This window comes from Sphingorhabdus arenilitoris, from assembly GCF_042651485.1.
In the GTDB taxonomy this organism is placed as follows: domain Bacteria; phylum Pseudomonadota; class Alphaproteobacteria; order Sphingomonadales; family Sphingomonadaceae; genus Sphingorhabdus_B; species Sphingorhabdus_B arenilitoris.
This window is the reverse complement of sequence record NZ_JBHSDH010000013.1, coordinates 984,308-999,852: the sequence shown is the minus strand read 5'-3', so window position 1 is coordinate 999,852 and position 15,545 is coordinate 984,308. Positions and strand designations below refer to the sequence as shown.

The window sequence follows — 15,545 nt, the reverse complement described above, 5'->3', positions numbered from 1 at the left end:
CCAATTGAGTCCGGACCCTAAGATAAAATAGGCTTGGGCCGTGACCCTACCCCCCGACGGTCACTTGTCCAGGCCGGATATAGCCGCGCTCTGCCATTTCTTTGGTATAGTCATGCCGCGCATCTTTTATTTCGCGGTTATATTCTTCCCATGCCTCGCGCCGGTCCTGCGTCGTTTTGGCGCGGCGCAGGTCTTTGCGCAGTTCGTTTTCTGCCTCCAACACGTCGGACTGATAATCATACCAATAATTATTGCGGACCCCGGCCAGCGGCGCTTTCAAAATATGGGCATGGCGTTGGTGGCCGGGATGCGCCTGCACCGGGGTCGACGCGCCAAAGGCAATGGCGAGGCCCAGTATCGGTGCGATGGCGATGGTTTTGCGGCCTATCGCATTGGCGATCAATGTGGATTTCCGGTATATACGCATGGATCAAAATCCTCCCTTTCGAGTCGCCCCCGACCGCGATTAACGACCGCCAAGCTGTCGGTAGGATGAATAGGCAGGCCGCCGCACGGACGAAGCGTTGCTGCACCGCGACCGGACGCGATTAAGCCTTACATATGGGGACGTTATCGCTGCTTATCCGCAGGCTCACGCTGCCGCACATCAATCCCCTGTTTATCGAGCGTCAGGTCAATTGGAATACCTTCTATTTCGGTAGATACCGACACGCCTTTTTCGCGGTTTATGCGCACTTCTGTTCCCTCTATTCCAATTGGAAGGTCGGGAATATCGGGCAGGTCGAGCGGTTCAACCGGACCTTCTGGATCGGGGTCCTCGGCCGGTTTGGGTGCGGGCTTCGGCGCGGCGGCAGGGGCGGCGCCTTTGACCGCTCGGCTCATGAAATCGGCCCAGATACGCGCAGGCGTTCCGCCGCCATTAACGCCTTTTAATGGGCTATTGTCATCATTTCCAACCCACACGCCGACAACGAGATCGCCCGCATAGCCGATGAACAATGCATCACGGTTATTTTGACTGGTTCCGGTTTTGCCAAAGCTGGCGATACGCAGCCGCGCATTGCGTGCCGTGCCGTCCTTCACCGCTGCCGACAGCATATCCTCCATCATCGCATGGTGCCCGCTGCCCAGGCTGCGCTGCGGATTGGTGATATAGTCGAACCAGCCGGGCTTTTCCGCAGCAAAGGCGGTTGGCGTGATCGGCCGGTTGTTGGCGGCCACCGCCGCATAGGCGCTGGTCAGCTCCAGCAGCGTTACCCCCGATGTGCCGAGTGCAAGGCTGGGGTCGTCGCGGGCAAGCGGGCTTTCTATGCCCAAATCCCGCGCCGCGCGCAGCACTGCGGCGCTGCCCACTTGATTATATAACCGGACCGCCGCGACATTGGACGAACGGGCAAACGCTTCGCGTAAGGTGATTTCGCCGCGATAGCTGTCCCCGCTGTTTTTCGGCTGATATAGGCCGGTTTCAATCGGGCTATCGTCAATGATGCTGTCGGGTGTCATTCCGGCGCGCAATGCGGCGAGATAGACGAATAGTTTGAAGGTCGAGCCGGGCTGCCGCTTGGCCTGTGTTGCACGGTTGAACGAGCTGTCCTTATAACTGCGCCCACCAATCATCGCGACGACTTCGCCATTGGTGCGCATGGCGACCAGCGCCACTTGCGCCTTGCCCAGCGGTGCGCGGCCCACGGCGCGGCGGGCCGCCTCTTGCAGCTTGCTATCCAGCGTTGTGGCAATAGTCTGTTTGGCATAGCTTTGTTCGGTGAGCTCGCGGGCCTGCGGCATGGCCCAATCGGCGAAATAGGTTCCGCTGGGCAGATCATTTTTCAACCGCACATCGGTGCGCGGCATTCGCACTGCGGCGGCTTTTTCCTCGGTCAAATAGCCAGCGGCAACCATTGCATTCAGCACCATCTTTGCGCGTTTCGCTGCATTTTTGGGGTGGCGTGTTGGGGCAAGCCGCGACGGGGACTGCACCACGCCCGCCAGCATCGCCGCCTGCGCGAGTGTCAGATTTTCGGGCTTGCGATAAAAATAATACATTGATGCAGCGCGCAGGCCGTAAATATTTTCACCAAAATAGGCGTTCGACAGATAGCGTTCGAGGATGTCATCTTTTGACAATCGCGCTTCCAGCCAAAATGCAATCAGCAATTCACGCGCCTTTCGCGTCATGCTGCGTTCCGGGGTCAGGAAGGTGAATTTCGCCAGTTGCTGCGTAATCGTGCTGCCGCCCTGTGTCCCGCCGCCGGTCGCATTATTCCATGCGGCGCGGGCAAGTCCGCGTGGATCAACGCCCCAATGCGAATAAAAGCGCCGATCCTCAATCGCCATGAATGCCTGCGCCACATGCGGGGGAAGGGTGTCCATATCCACCGGCAAATCAACGATCGCACCGTTGCGGGCGATGGGCACGCCGTCGCTGGTCGTCAATGTCAATTGCGGCGGAACAATTGGCTGCAGGCTTTTTGACAGCGGCGCGGTCAGCGCCAGCCATAGGATGAGCAGCGCGAATAACAGAAACGCGCCTGCTATCGCGCGGCGGATCCAATACCATTTGCGCGATGGCGCGGGCGGCGGCGCGATATCATTGCCGATGGGATCGCCCACGGGATAGGATGCCCCCTGACGGTCGGCGCGGTAATGCGCAAACTCATCCGCATCCCAGCCGATTTGCTCATGCAAAGGCGCTTGCTTGACACGCCAAAACGCCCACCAAGGACGGCGTTTTACTGATTGCGAAGGCGGCGGCAAATCGTGCATAGTCTACTGTATTGGCGATATAAGACGGATAGGGTAAATGTGCCAATGAAAAATTGGGCGAGTAGTTGTGACGTTCCCATGGCATGATATCCAAGATGAATTTCGCAAGCGAAGCAAAAACGCAACAATCATCCGGCATATCGCGATAGAGCTATTGTTGATATTGCTGACCGTGCTGCCACATTGCGGCATGTAAGAGGGGAATGCGCATGACATGGAAATTGGATCGCCGCGCTTTGTTGGTCACGGCTGGATTTGGAATTGGTGGATTATTGTTGCCCGCAGGGGCATTTGCAAGCGAGATATTAAGCAGCCTGACCGGTTTTACGCATAATGTCGCCAGCGGGGAACCGGGTTCCGAATCGATGCTGCTATGGACGCGGTTTGTGCCCGCCGATGGCGGTGCAGCGAAGCTCCGCGCAGAGTTGTCCGTTGACCCCGAATTTTCCGTTATCGCAGCGGGCGGACAAATGGTCACTGGGCCATGGCGTGACCATACGGCGAAAATCACTGTTGATGGCTTAACCCCCGACACCCGCTATTATTATCGGTTCATCGCTCCAGACGGCAGTTTCTCGCCGGTTGGCCGAACCAAAACCTTGCCCGTGGGAAAGGTGGACCGGTTCAACATCGCGGTATTTTCCTGTTCCAATTTGGGCTTTGGCTATTTTAACGCATATGGCCATGCGGCCGCGCGTGACGATCTTGATATGACCTTGCATATGGGGGATTATCTCTATGAATATGCGCCCGGCGGCTATGATGCGGGGCCAGCATTTTCGAAGCGTATTGATCCCAAATCAGAGATTATCAGTCTTGCCGATTACCGGCTTCGTTATGCCAGTTATCGCGCCGACCCTGACCTTCAGGCACTGCACGCTGCGGCGCCAATGATTGTGATTCAGGACGACCATGAAAGCACCAACGATAGCTGGGAGGGTGGAGCGCAAAATCATCAGGATAATGAAGGCGATTGGTCAGTGCGCCGTAATGCGGCGATGCAGGCTTGGCGCGAATGGATGCCCATTGGAGAACAGCCTTGGCAGGCCTATGCCATTGGCGATCTTGCAACCTATTTTCGGACCGACACAAGGACAATCGCTCGGTCCCGTCCGCCGGAATTAGGCCCAGCGCTCAGCAGCGCGGAAAGGGAAAAAGCGCTGGCCGAATTTCGCGACGGTGAATGGATGAATGACAGCGCGACAATGCTGGGCAGCGAACAGGAAAGCTGGCTTTATCGCAGCTTCGCCCGGAATAAGGCGGTGTGGACCATGGTCGGCGTCGGAACGAATATGGGCTATGGTTATACGCCGGAAAATGCGACCGATTGGCTTGCCAAAGATGCCGATCCGCGTGCGCTCAGCTATGTAAAATCGGGCATCGCTGCGGCAAAGGCTGGATTGCCATTTAACATGGACAATTGGGGCGGTTATCCCAAGGCGCGATCCCGTTTTCTCTCGGCGGCGCAGCGCGCGGGCAGCAATTTGATCGTTATCACCGGCGATAGCCATAATGGCTGGGCATTCGACCTTCCGGAAGGTGGAAAAGCAGCGGGCGTGGAATTTGGCGGGCATAGCGTAAGCTCCCCGGGCTTTGAACAGGCGACTGGCAAAACCGATCCAAAAATTGTGGCGCGCGACATGATTGCGGCCTCTCCCAACGAATTGCGCTGGATGGACAGTAGCAACCGCGGCTATATGATGTTGTCGCTGACGCCGCAGGATGCGACCAACGAATGGGTATTCATGCAAACGGTGCGAACAAAATCACTCGCGGTGAAAGCGGGGCATAAAATGCGCGTGCGCGCAGGCTATAACCGGCTGGATGTATAAGCCGGGGTAAGGAACCAGCCGCGAAGTGGCGTTTCAATTGCTCTGTTGGGCCTGTTCCTGTTTATCAAGCAGCCTATCGCGTTTTTTTAGGACCTGACTGCTGGCATTAAAATCGGGGATGGTGACCTTGCTGCTCTCCATGACTGCGGCAATTGTTTCCAGGCTTTCAATAGCGGTTTTGTAATCACCGGATTTCTCCGCCATCGCGCCGCGCATGGTATGGGCCAAGGTAAGGCTGATATCTTGGCCAGGATAGGTGCGGTCTTTTGACAAGTTGATGATCTTGTCGGCCTCCGCCAATATTTCGGCCAATAGGGCATCTGGCTGTGCGGGCGGCGGGCCGCTGCGCATCATAAACCGCATTTTATCCTTTATCGTCTGATAGGCGAGCAGAGGCTCCTGCACCGGCCAACAGGTCCGAAACGCGTGATACAGCTGATGCCCGCCGGCCGCGTCGCAGGTTGATAAATCAGCGCGTTTATACTGCGGGATCACATTATTTTTCAGGTCCATTGCCAATATATCCCGCATTGAAATTTCGGGCACGGCTGGCGCTCCATCGGTTTCGACTGCGGCTGATGTTTGCGGCTCGCCGCCTGACTGCGTTTGGGCAAATAGCGGTGCGGGGGCAGTGAGAATAAGAGCGGTCAGCGTCAAATATCGGATCATATCGCTTGAATCTTCTTTGTATCTATGGGCAGGCAAAGCGGTGCCGTGGGGGTAACAAGCGTTGGTTGAACGCTCGATGACCAAAGGGGCGTAACATGATTTTTTTCTATCACATACCGGATTAAGCGGTAAATTTAACTGCACGGTTAAATCGCCTCTTGATTTCAGGCCGTAAGCTGCGCAACGTGTTTGGCGAGAGAAAAGTGAGGGCGGCGCATATGGAATTTGCGAATTTGGGATATAGCGAAGAGCAGATCGAACTGCTCGACGTCGCGGTTAATTTTTGCCGGGAAAAATCCCCGATCGATAAAGTCCGTGCATTGATGGACAGCGAAACCGGCTATGACGCGGCGGTCTGGGCAGAGATTGCCGCGTTGGGCTGGACGGCGATTGCGATTCCGGAGGAATTGGGCGGCGTCGGCCTGTCTATGGCGGAGGTGGTTCCGGTGGCGGAACAAATGGGCCGCCGGTTGATGGCCTCCCCCTTTGCTGCATCCACTATCGCTGCGCAGGCGCTGATCGCGGGCGGCAGGGACGAGCAAAAGGCGCATTGGCTGCCGAAAATCGCCGAAGGTATGGCGGCGAGCATGGCATTGTACGAACCGCATGGTGATTGGGACCTGAGCCATGTTACTGCATCTGCCGCGAGCGATGGCGATCAGCTCCGCTTGTCAGGGACCAAGCAATTCGTGCAATGGGCGCAGGCCGCGCAGTTGATTATCGCCAGCGTGTCGTTGAATGGAAAGCCAGCGCTCGTCCTCTTAGCGCAAGATGACATACCGGCGGGCGCGTTACGGAGCGAATCGATCGTCGATGAAACAAGGCGAAGCTGCGCGCTGACGCTGGATGGGATAGTGGTTCCCGTATCGCAGCTTTTGGACAGCGACAAAGCCGCCATGACGCTGGCGCATATCGATATGACTGCGGCTTTGTTACAATCGGCGGAAATGTGCGGCGGCGCACAGAGCGTGATTGACTATACCGTCGATTACATGAAAACTCGGACGCAATTTGGTAAGGTCATCGGCAGTTACCAAGCGCTGAAACACCCGATCGTCAACGCCTATGTCGAATATGAAAAGGCACGCTCGCATCTCTATAGCGCCGCACATAGTTTCGCCGATCAGGGCGAGGGTGAAATTGCGGTGCGCATGGCAAAGGCCGCCGCCGACAAGACATATAGCCACGCCGCCGACCGGGCGGTGCAATTTCATGGCGGCTTTGGCTTTACCCACGACTGCGACGCCGGCCTCCACCGTAGAGCCTCGATCTTCGCCGCGTCACAGCATGGCGACGCGGCCTGGCACCGGGCAAAGCTGGCGGATTTACTGCTGGGGTGAGAGGTAAATTGGTGCGCCCGGCAGGACTCGAACCTGCTGCCTCAAGATTAGAAGTCTCGCGCTCTATCCAGATGAGCTACGGGCGCCTACCGATGATGCCAATAACCGCTTTACGCGTTGAAGCAAAGCCGGTTATGTCACAAAAATGACTGACCCGGTAACCCGCCCGACAATCGCGAATGAAACCGCAGACCGGCGGTTCCTCTATTATGATTTTATCATGGCCGCTTTTGTGGCGATATTGTTGCTGTCCAACATCATCGGTGCGTCGAAACGGTCGGAGGTGGTTTTGCCCGTCATAGGCGAATGGTCCTTTGGCGCAGGCGTGCTGTTTTTCCCGATCAGTTATATTATCGGCGATGTGTTGACCGAAGTATACGGCTATGCCCGCGCACGGCGCGTGATCTGGACGGGTTTTGCCGCGCTGATCTTCATGGCTTTTATGAGCTGGGCAGTTGTGTCGTTGCCGCCGGCACAAGGGTGGCCGTTTCAGGAAGATTATGAAAATGTTTTTGGCAATAGCTGGCGGATCGTGCTGGCGTCGATTGTCGCTTTTTGGGCAGGCGAGTTTGCCAACAGCTTCGTCATGGCGCGGATGAAGATATGGACCAAGGGCAAAGCGCTATGGACGCGAACCATCGGATCGACGATCGTCGGGCAGGGGCTGGATAGCCTGATATTCTATCCGCTCGCTTTTTGGGGACTTGCCGGTTGGCCGGTGGAACAGATTTGGCAAGTGGTTGTGTCGCAATTTTTGATCAAGACATTGTGGGAGGCGTTGCTGACGCCCGTCACCTATGCGGTGATCGGATTTTTGAAACGGCGGGAGGGCGTCGATATATTTGACGAAGGCACCGATTTTTCCCCGTTCAAGGCGAAGCTTTAATGTCCGATATTTTGGTTTGAAGGCCGCAATCAAGCGATTTGACGGATCAGACCTTCAAAAAGTCGCCGTCCATCTGATCCGCCCTGAACCGGTTCGATCATCCGTTCGGGGTGCGGCATCATGCCAAGGACATTGCCTGCATCATTCAGCAATCCGGCAATGTCACGCGCCGATCCATTCACTTGCTCCTGATACCGAAGGGCAACCCGGCCTTCCCCCTCCAACCGGTCGAGCGTTGCGTCATCGGCGAAATAATTGCCATCATGATGCGCGACAGGGATGTGAATAACTTCCCCTTGTTCGTAGCCATTGGTGAACAGAGATTGGTTGTTTTCGACCTTCAGCGCGACTGAACGGCATACAAATCGAATGCCGCTATTGCGCATCAACGCGCCGGGAAGCAATCCGGCCTCGGTTAAAATTTGAAATCCGTTGCATACGCCCAATACGGGCACGCCGCGTCCAGCGGCTTCAACAACCGCTTTCATGATGGGCGAACGCGCCGCCATCGCGCCGGAGCGCAGATAATCGCCATACGAAAAACCGCCCGGAATCGCGATCAGGTCAAGCCCGCTGGGCAGCTCGCTATCGCCATGCCAAACGACATCGGTATCTGCGCCGGTAATCTCCCGTATCGCTACCGCCATATCGCGGTCACAGTTGGAGCCGGGAAACTGGATAACGGCGGCGCGCATCAATTTTCCTCAATCTCAAAATTTTCGATCACGGTATTGGCGAGTAGTTTTTGGCACATTGCCTCCATCTCAGCCCGCGTAACCCCGTCATCATGTTCCAATTCAATCAGGCGCCCTGCGCGTACATCGCGAAGGCCATCGAAGCCGAGCCCTTCAAGCGCATGGTGTATGGCCTTGCCCTGAGGATCGAGGACGCCGTTTTTTAAGGTAACAAAGATTCTGGTTTTCATCGGGACACAGCCTTCACGAATTTGACTTTGCCCTCCCTATAGAATGCCGCGTGGATGACGCAAGGGGGCGTTTTGCCCCTGCCCAATAGTAAATTTGAAATTAACTATAATCCCTCACCGGATTTTGACGATCAAAGGTATATAGAAATTCATTGTAAAAAGGTGTGACGGTTAACGCCGAAAGGAAGCTACTATGGTTGGATTGGCAGCAGCAATGTTTGTAGGCCTATTTGCCTTTGGTCAGGAACTAATGGGATGGAACAGAGGTTCAAATGAAGAGGTTCAGTTGGCGCTGTTCATCACCTTCATCCTGGGCATTATATGTGGTTATAAAACAAAGGGTTGATTAAAGCCCGGCCATTTCAACGCGCGATTTTTTGAGGGATCAAAAATAACGAGCCAGCTTAAAATTCACCCGGTGCCGCGTGGACTCATAGAGCAGATAATTGCTGTCGATCTGCGAAAAATTATATTCGATCGATGGTGAAAACCCAAACATTTTGAACGCACGAATGCCAGCATAGGCACGGCCAAACAGCCGCAGATCCTTGCGCGCGTCGCTCGAATAAATAAATTGCGGCGCATCAAATAGGGCCTGCGATACGCTGGCCGATAGGCCGGCATTTATGCCGAGTGGCAATTCCCCGCCGATGCCAAGGCTGCCGCCATAGCTGACATTTGAAAATGACTGGCTGTCGAGGATATCTTTACGGCCGAAAAGGCTGGCCGAGGCAATGAAGGCGCGGCCGATAACCCGTTCATAGGTCAGGTTGCTGCCAATTTGCCAACCGGAATAAGCCGGAGAAAAGCCCGAATCGGTGTTGCGCCCGTCGATAGATAATCCAATGCGCTGGCCTTCATTAAGGATTTTTTGGAAGCCGATACGTGCGCCAAAGTCGGTGTTTGCCCGCTCCCCCCCGCGCCAGCGTTGTTCGCCCAGCGCTTGGAAAGACAGGCTGCTACTTTCCCCGATACGAAGTTCCGGCCCTATAGCGATCTGGGTCTGCAGGTCGTCTGCGACTTTCCCTTTATAGTTGACCAGACGCGCATCGCCATCAATCAGCAACGCAAGCTTTTCATTGGCGCGCAGACGCAGGCCTGCACTCAATCCTGCTGTTTGTCCAATACCCGATTGTTTGCGGGCATTTTCATCGAGGGTCAGCGGCAATTGGAACGGACCGAAATTGATGTTGACCGTTTCAGCAGATGTCGCGCTGTTAATGTTGGTATCAGGCGCGATGCCAAGGTCCAGATTTACGCTCCAGCTGCGTTGATTGCGCAATATGCCGCGAATGCCGCGGACCGTTTGTTTTATATCTTCGGGTAAATCCTTATCCTGCTGTGCCAAGCGGAAATGATAGCTGGCCGAACCTTCCTTGCCCCGTAACATCATGACTCGGGCAAGTTCGAGCCTTACTCTTGTTTGCTTTGGATCGTCGTCCAAAATTTTGCGGAACATTGTTTCCGCACCCTCCAAGTCACCCGTTTCAACCGCCAAAAATCCCTTTAGAAAGCGGTGCTGAAATTGATATTCCGGGGCGAGGCCAAGGGCATCAACCAGCGGCTTTGCATTCACAAAGTCTTTGTTTTGGATAAGCTGTTCCGCCGCTGCCAGCATTTGCGGGCCGGTCAATTTGACGCTGCAAGGGGCTGCGGCGCAACCGGGCACTGTGCTCGGTATTGAACTGGGCGCTGTGTCCGCATTCGCTGCTGCTGTATCTGCGTTGGCTGCACTGGGGGCAGCCGCCATCAGGGCTGCGAATCCAGCAGCGAGGAAAAGCCGATTTTTCATGTGGGTTTACTTCTTTGAACCGGTGAAGACGCCCAATATGTCGATCCGTTCATCGGGCGTTCCGCCCACAATCCGGTAGCTGCCTCCTACTTCCTGAGCCTGAGGACCGTAAAAGGCCCCGTCGATGCTCGAACCAGCGATAAGCAGGTCGAACCGGCTCGTGTCTGGATTGACAAACCAAGCCTGTTGGAATTGGCCCAGGAAGCCGCCGGCCGCAATTAAGTCAATTCGTCCGCTGCCACGGGCATTGAATATCGCACCTTCAGCGATTGAGTGGAACCCGTTAGTGCCAATATCAACTTGGGGGGCATGAGTGGTGCCTGTTAAACTCAGGGCAAAGCTGTTCGAACCGAAATTGACATCGACATTCGCCGTGCCTTCGATCCATTGGAAATAAGTCGGTGCGTCAGTCAAGCCAATATTATCAGGTTGATCGTTAAACACAGCCGTAGCCAACATATCCCCAGAAAAAGAACCGGTTCCGCCGGTTGGAACATTGGAGTTGACGGAATTCTGCCCAAAAACAAATGCACCGCGTTCCAAGCTAAATGTTGTTGTCGTAACAGAGGTTGCTGGCTGACCGGGAACAGCTGGCGTCGTTGGGGTCGCTGCTACCGGCGCGACTGCCGCAGTATTTGCGATAGAAGCGCTCAACTGATTTCGTAAAAAACCGCCATACGTCACATATTGAGTTGTAGTTCCGGGGCGCTGATAGAAAAATGTTGCAACATTGTAGCTACCGCTTGTTTCATCGGCATCCAAGCCCAACGCTAAACGTGTCCCCGATAAACTAGCTGTGCCTGATCCAGATTCGAGATATTGAATGCCGCGCAATGCTAGCTCCGGCGTCCCATATTGAGGTTCTAAAACGCCGCCAAAGGCGGTTCTATGCAAGGGATCTTGAAAACGGGTGGCAGTGGATGTCCCGGAAAGGCTATCGCTAAAACTGACATCGAAAATAGCATCGCGCGGATTATATGTTATCGATAGGCCGCTGTTTCGAACAGTGGTCGCGTTACCAGCATATTCCTGATTGCCTTGCCCACCATTCGTTCTGGCAATATTGTTGTAGGTAGTTTGATAATCGAAACTATGCGTTGCGCCGTTTGCTTGATAGGTTTTGAGCACGGTGGGGTTCACAAACGTGTGCTGATCGGCAGTGCCGACGCCCGATGTGCCAACCGGTGACCCAGCCGTGCTGATGGTGCTGCCGCCACCGCCGCCGCAAGCGGCAAGCATCGAAGTTCCAACCAAAAGAGCAACCAATCGCATAATGAAAATCCCCTAGAAATCTAGGGAAGAGAATTACTGGCTGATGGTTAATTTTTGGTAACCGCTAAATGCCTTTTGCGATTATTTTCCTTTTTTCGCACGATGTTCACCAAGATCAAGCACGGCGCTATCACCTTCTTCGGGTAGAAGCCCCAATCGGCGGGCCACTTCCTGATAGGCCTCGACTTCACCGCCTAGGTCTCGGCGGAAGCGGTCTTTATCCAGTTTTTCGCCCGAATCCATATCCCAAAGGCGGCATCCATCGGGGCTAATTTCATCGGCCAATATGATCCGCGAAAAATCGCCATCGAACAATCGGCCAAATTCCAACTTGAAATCTATCAGGCGAATATTGATCGCGGCGAACATACCCGACATAAAATCATTGATACGGATCGCCATCGCGGAAATATCCTGCATTTCTTCCTGACTGGCCCAGCCAAAACAGGCAATATGCTCTTCGGCAATTAACGGATCGCCCAGCGCATCATCCTTATAGCAATATTCGAGCAATGTGTGGGGCAGGGGTGTGCCTTCCTCGATACCCAGCCGTTTGGTCAGCGATCCAGCCGCAACATTGCGCACCACAACTTCGATCGGAACAATTTCAACCTGTTTCACCAATTGTTCGCGCATATTCAAACGGCGGACAAAATGCGTAGGAATGCCGATATGCGACAGGCGCGTGAATACATATTCCGATATGCGGTTGTTGATCACGCCTTTACCAGAAATTGTGCCTTTTTTCTGGGCATTAAATGCGGTTGCGTCATCTTTGAAATATTGGATGATGGTGCCAGGTTCGGGACCTTCATAAAGGATTTTGGCCTTGCCTTCATAGATTTTGCGGCGGCGTGTCATGCGGTGGTCCTTTATGAATTACACTGAAAAATACTCGGCCCCGGCCCAATGGACCTGTTGCAAGATGCACATTGAACGGGAATCTGTGCGGCAGCCTATAAACAATTGCAATGGGCAGCGCAATTCGAGATAGCAAGGCCATGGGAAAGAAGCCTTTATGACGATTGATCTCAACCTGCTGCTGCGTGCTTATGCGGCGGGATATTTTCCCATGTCGGACGCGCGCGATGACCCGGATATTTATTGGGTTGAGCCCAAAAAGCGGGCGATATTTCCGCTCGATGGCATTCACATTTCCAAATCGCTTGCCAAGGTTATCCGCCAGGACCGGTTCCGGGTAACCACCGATACAGCTTTTACCGAGGTGATCGCGCTATGTGCCGAGGAGGCTGAGGACCGAACCGGCACCTGGATAAACGCGCAAATCGAACAGGCGTTTATCAGCCTGCATCAACTTGGCCATGCGCATAGCGTAGAATGTTGGCGCGACGGTGATGACGGAGCCCGGCTGGTCGGCGGACTATATGGGCTATCGCTCGGCGGCGCATTTTTCGGCGAAAGCATGTTTTCGCGCGCCACCGATGCGTCAAAAGTTGCATTGATATGGCTGGCCGCGCGGCTGCGGATGGGCGGCTATAGCCTGCTGGATTGCCAGTTTATGACCGATCATCTGCGCACGCTTGGCGCGGTGGAGATGGATCAGGCGGAATATCTGAAAAAACTGGCTGCCGCATTGGCACCGCCCCTTGCGCCGGGCAATGGCTTGGTGATCAACGGATCGGAGAAGAATAGGCCAGAATCAAACGACGATGGTCAGGTTTCCGTTGTAGCTTCTTCTTCGGCAGGTGGCTCTGCATCCTCCTCGCCTGCCGCCCCTTGCTGGTCCGCGCTTGACGGTTTTTTGGGCGCGGCACTGCTCGGATCATCTGATTTAGGGGCTACCGTTTCTTCCTCGCCGGGGAAGCTCATCTTACATTCTTTTATCCAGACATCATAAATCTGATGCTGCACCACGTTGGCGGCCGGATTTTCCTTAAACAGCCAGCCGGAAAATACCTGACGCCACCGTTCCTTTTGATTGGTGCCGGGCGGGCGTTCATTGACAATCAATTGCACAAACGCGCCTTGATCGGGATAATTTTCCCATGGTGCCGTTTTTTCGCAGGCACGAAGGCGGATTACCACCTTTCCAATGCGAATATCTTGTCCAGGTTTCAGCTCAATATCGCGGGTACTGCCGTTGCGTTTGTTCAGCAGGCCCAAAATTGCAACACGTTCGGCCATCGGCGTCCCGATTGATTCTTCGGCGGGCTTAACCAATTGATCTGCGCTCGGCTTGGCTTTTTCAGTCGCTTTGGCGGCGGCTTTCTTACCCGCCTCCTCGGCCCCATCGCCGCCGCTGCTGCATGCTGAAAGCGCGCCGATCAGCGCCGCCGAGACAAAGGCTTTACGCCAAATCATTATTCACTCGGGCTCCATGCCTCATAATCGCCCGTTGCTCTGGCCCGCTTGCCGGATGATTCCAACGCGCCTGCGGGACGATAAGCGGCAGCTGTGCCAGTCAAATTGCCGTCGCTGCCATGCTCCCACCCACGCGCCGGGGGCAAATAATCTTCGGGATTGCCGTCATGTGTGCCATGCAACCAGCCATGCCAGTCCGGCGATACCCGGCTTGCATCATTGGCGCCATTATATATCACCCAGCGGCGCAAGCCGTCTTTTGATTGATAATAGACATTACCCGTTTCGTCCGTGCCGACTTTCAGGCCCTTACGAGCGCTAAACAACAAGGTGCCAATTGTGGCGCCATCCCACCATGTAAATATTTTTGCCAATATACCCATGGGTGCCGATTAAGCGTTCCTGTGTGCCCGCGCAATGAAAAAGGTCAAATTTTTGCAGCACCCTTATGCAATTACTGCGTTGGTGCCCAAGATACAGTATCGCCTGCCTTAATCCCCAATTTGGCGGCTAATCCGCCACGCACTTCCAATACCGCTTGCACTGCGCCCTGCGAATTGACCGTCTCCAGCGAGTAAGGCACGGCATTTGCACCGATGCTTTCAATCTTCCCATCGGTTCCGATAAAAATAATATCGAGCGGGATGACGGTGTTTTTCATCCAGAAACTAGCTGGCCGCGGCTGAGGGAAGGGGAATATCATCCCTTCATCATCGGCCATCGACTGCCGAAACATCATGCCTTGCGCCTGTTGCCGGGGTGTTGCGGCGACTTCGGTTTTGAAACTGTGGGTTTTTCCGTGGCTGATGACGCATAATTGGCGCAGTTCCAGCCCGGCCTCTGATTGTCCCAGGCTGGTGCCTGCTGTACAGCTGCTCTTTGCGTCGGCGGTGTTTCCGGCCGTAGCGCTGCCCTGCATATTGCAGGCCGAGATTGCTAAGGTGAGTGCGGGTAAAAGGAGTAAACGCATAAATCAGGCTTTCATAACGCATGGTCTAACACAGATCGGATAGGAGTTTAATCCTCTTTCGGGCATCTGATAACAGCATTGCCTGCCCGGCGGATCAGGCATTCGGCGGTTCCGGTCACAGTGATATTGCTGGACCCCTCGCTATTGATTGTCGCGGATTCTGCCGCTTGAACCGCTATTTTGGCATTGCCGTTTACTTGCAGGCTTATTTTGCGGTTTTGGAAATTGGCGATGTCGACTTGCGGCGAACCGTCTATTTGCAAGGTCGTTTCACGGGCTTTGCCGCTGTCAACAGTAATGGCGCCCGTGCCAAAAATGTTAACCTGCAATTGGTCCACTTTCATCCGCTCAACCTGAATATTGCCGCCGCCATTCACATACAGGCGCGCATTGCCGGGGCGGTCAATGGCGCTGACTTTAATGCTGCCATTGCCGGTTAAGGTAATATTGCGCAGTTGCTGCGTAGTTAGTGTAACGACTAGCGGTTCCGAAATGCGCTGTTCGATGTCGTTATTGGGCGGCCTTTGCACGCGGACGGTTAAGGTATCCGACACGCGGTCTAGTTTCAATAAATCCAATATCCGCCGGTCGCCGCTGGCCCGGCCAGATGATCCTTTTCCAGTCGTAATGATTACGCGGATATCGCCATCGACGATGATATCCTGAAATCCGCCGATCAATAATTTGCGGCTTTCGGCATGTGCAGGCTGCGCTAAGGCCGCGGTGAACAGCAATGCTGCTGATAATGTCCGATAAATCATCTTGTATGCCACCCCCATTGCGATCTGCCGGCTCCCTTTAATTGCACGATGA

The 15,545-nt window shown here is 54.6% G+C and carries 16 protein-coding genes, 1 tRNA gene and 1 pseudogene; 5 read left to right on the top strand and 13 right to left on the bottom strand.

What is annotated here, in order from left to right; all coding sequences use genetic code 11:
• Positions 1–46: 46 nt before the first annotated feature.
• Together ACFOWX_RS08895 and ACFOWX_RS08890 are read right to left on the bottom strand one after the other, a co-directional pair.
• A complete protein-coding gene (locus ACFOWX_RS08895; protein WP_381423291.1) occupies positions 47–427 on the bottom strand; it encodes a hypothetical protein in 381 nt (126 codons plus the stop codon).
• Between the two features lie 143 nt (positions 428–570).
• Entirely contained in the window at positions 571–2,571 is a 2,001-nt protein-coding gene (locus ACFOWX_RS08890; protein ID WP_381424987.1) for a transglycosylase domain-containing protein, read from the bottom strand.
• Positions 2,572–2,933: 362 nt separating this feature from the next.
• Here ACFOWX_RS08890 and ACFOWX_RS08885 point away from each other — a divergent pair, with 362 nt between their 5' ends.
• Positions 2,934–4,556, top strand: coding sequence for an alkaline phosphatase D family protein (locus ACFOWX_RS08885; protein WP_381423289.1), 1,623 nt, complete (start codon positions 2,934–2,936; stop codon positions 4,554–4,556).
• Between the two features lie 33 nt (positions 4,557–4,589).
• Here the strand turns inward: ACFOWX_RS08885 and ACFOWX_RS08880 are convergent, their stop codons facing one another.
• Positions 4,590–5,225: a hypothetical protein gene (locus ACFOWX_RS08880; protein ID WP_381423287.1), complete on the bottom strand. Its 636-nt coding sequence runs from the start codon at positions 5,223–5,225 to the stop codon at positions 4,590–4,592.
• A gap of 218 nt (positions 5,226–5,443) precedes the next feature.
• Here ACFOWX_RS08880 and ACFOWX_RS08875 point away from each other — a divergent pair, with 218 nt between their 5' ends.
• Positions 5,444–6,565 (top strand): acyl-CoA dehydrogenase family protein, encoded by a 1,122-nt coding sequence (locus ACFOWX_RS08875; RefSeq protein WP_381423285.1) that lies wholly within the window; start codon positions 5,444–5,446, stop codon positions 6,563–6,565.
• A gap of 9 nt (positions 6,566–6,574) precedes the next feature.
• Here ACFOWX_RS08875 and ACFOWX_RS08870 read toward each other — a convergent pair.
• Positions 6,575–6,651: transfer RNA gene (locus ACFOWX_RS08870), tRNA-Arg, on the bottom strand.
• Between the two features lie 59 nt (positions 6,652–6,710).
• On the opposite strand from ACFOWX_RS08870, the gene ACFOWX_RS08865 reads away from it, so the two are divergent.
• Entirely contained in the window at positions 6,711–7,451 is a 741-nt protein-coding gene (locus tag ACFOWX_RS08865) for a queuosine precursor transporter (protein WP_381423283.1), read from the top strand.
• A 29-nt stretch (positions 7,452–7,480) separates the two neighbouring features.
• Here ACFOWX_RS08865 and purQ read toward each other — a convergent pair whose 3' ends face one another.
• Together purQ and purS are read right to left on the bottom strand one after the other, a co-directional pair.
• Positions 7,481–8,146, bottom strand: coding sequence for a phosphoribosylformylglycinamidine synthase subunit PurQ (purQ, locus tag ACFOWX_RS08860; RefSeq protein WP_381423281.1), 666 nt, complete (start codon positions 8,144–8,146; stop codon positions 7,481–7,483).
• Positions 8,146–8,376, bottom strand: a complete 231-nt coding sequence (gene purS / locus ACFOWX_RS08855) for a phosphoribosylformylglycinamidine synthase subunit PurS (protein ID WP_381423279.1) — start codon at positions 8,374–8,376, stop codon at positions 8,146–8,148. The genes purQ and purS overlap by 1 nt, the downstream gene beginning before the upstream one ends.
• A 193-nt stretch (positions 8,377–8,569) precedes the next feature.
• Here purS and ACFOWX_RS08850 point away from each other — a divergent pair, with 193 nt between their 5' ends.
• Positions 8,570–8,722 (top strand): hypothetical protein, encoded by a 153-nt coding sequence (locus ACFOWX_RS08850; RefSeq protein WP_381423277.1) that lies wholly within the window; start codon positions 8,570–8,572, stop codon positions 8,720–8,722.
• A 39-nt stretch (positions 8,723–8,761) separates the two neighbouring features.
• Here the strand turns inward: ACFOWX_RS08850 and ACFOWX_RS08845 are convergent, their stop codons facing one another.
• The 3 genes from ACFOWX_RS08845 to purC form a co-directional block, all read right to left on the bottom strand.
• On the bottom strand, positions 8,762–10,168 hold the full coding sequence (locus ACFOWX_RS08845) for a surface lipoprotein assembly modifier (protein ID WP_381423275.1): 1,407 nt from the start codon (positions 10,166–10,168) through the stop codon (positions 8,762–8,764).
• A gap of 6 nt (positions 10,169–10,174) precedes the next feature.
• Positions 10,175–11,440, bottom strand: coding sequence for a transferrin-binding protein-like solute binding protein (locus tag ACFOWX_RS08840; protein ID WP_381423273.1), 1,266 nt, complete (start codon positions 11,438–11,440; stop codon positions 10,175–10,177).
• Between the two features lie 81 nt (positions 11,441–11,521).
• On the bottom strand, positions 11,522–12,301 hold the full coding sequence (gene purC / locus ACFOWX_RS08835) for a phosphoribosylaminoimidazolesuccinocarboxamide synthase (RefSeq protein WP_381423271.1): 780 nt from the start codon (positions 12,299–12,301) through the stop codon (positions 11,522–11,524).
• Between the two features lie 157 nt (positions 12,302–12,458).
• On the opposite strand from purC, the gene aat reads away from it, so the two are divergent.
• The gene (gene aat, locus ACFOWX_RS08830) at positions 12,459–13,298 is read left to right on the top strand and encodes a leucyl/phenylalanyl-tRNA--protein transferase (protein WP_381423270.1); all 840 of its coding nucleotides are present in this window, start codon (positions 12,459–12,461) and stop codon (positions 13,296–13,298) included.
• Positions 13,299–13,333: 35 nt separating this feature from the next.
• Here the strand turns inward: aat and ACFOWX_RS08825 are convergent.
• The 4 genes and pseudogenes from ACFOWX_RS08825 to ACFOWX_RS08810 all read right to left on the bottom strand — a co-directional run.
• Positions 13,334–13,585 (bottom strand): annotated as a pseudogene (locus tag ACFOWX_RS08825) (DUF2155 domain-containing protein); the annotation flags it as partial.
• A 176-nt stretch (positions 13,586–13,761) separates the two neighbouring features.
• Positions 13,762–14,145 carry an NADH:ubiquinone oxidoreductase subunit NDUFA12 gene (locus ACFOWX_RS08820; RefSeq protein ID WP_381423268.1) on the bottom strand — a complete coding sequence of 128 codons (384 nt, stop codon included), beginning with the start codon at positions 14,143–14,145 and terminating at the stop codon, positions 13,762–13,764.
• Positions 14,146–14,216: 71 nt separating this feature from the next.
• Positions 14,217–14,732: a DUF192 domain-containing protein gene (locus ACFOWX_RS08815; protein ID WP_381423266.1), complete on the bottom strand. Its 516-nt coding sequence runs from the start codon at positions 14,730–14,732 to the stop codon at positions 14,217–14,219.
• Between the two features lie 47 nt (positions 14,733–14,779).
• Positions 14,780–15,493 (bottom strand): GIN domain-containing protein, encoded by a 714-nt coding sequence (locus ACFOWX_RS08810; protein ID WP_381423264.1) that lies wholly within the window; start codon positions 15,491–15,493, stop codon positions 14,780–14,782.
• Positions 15,494–15,545 lie beyond the last annotated feature (52 nt).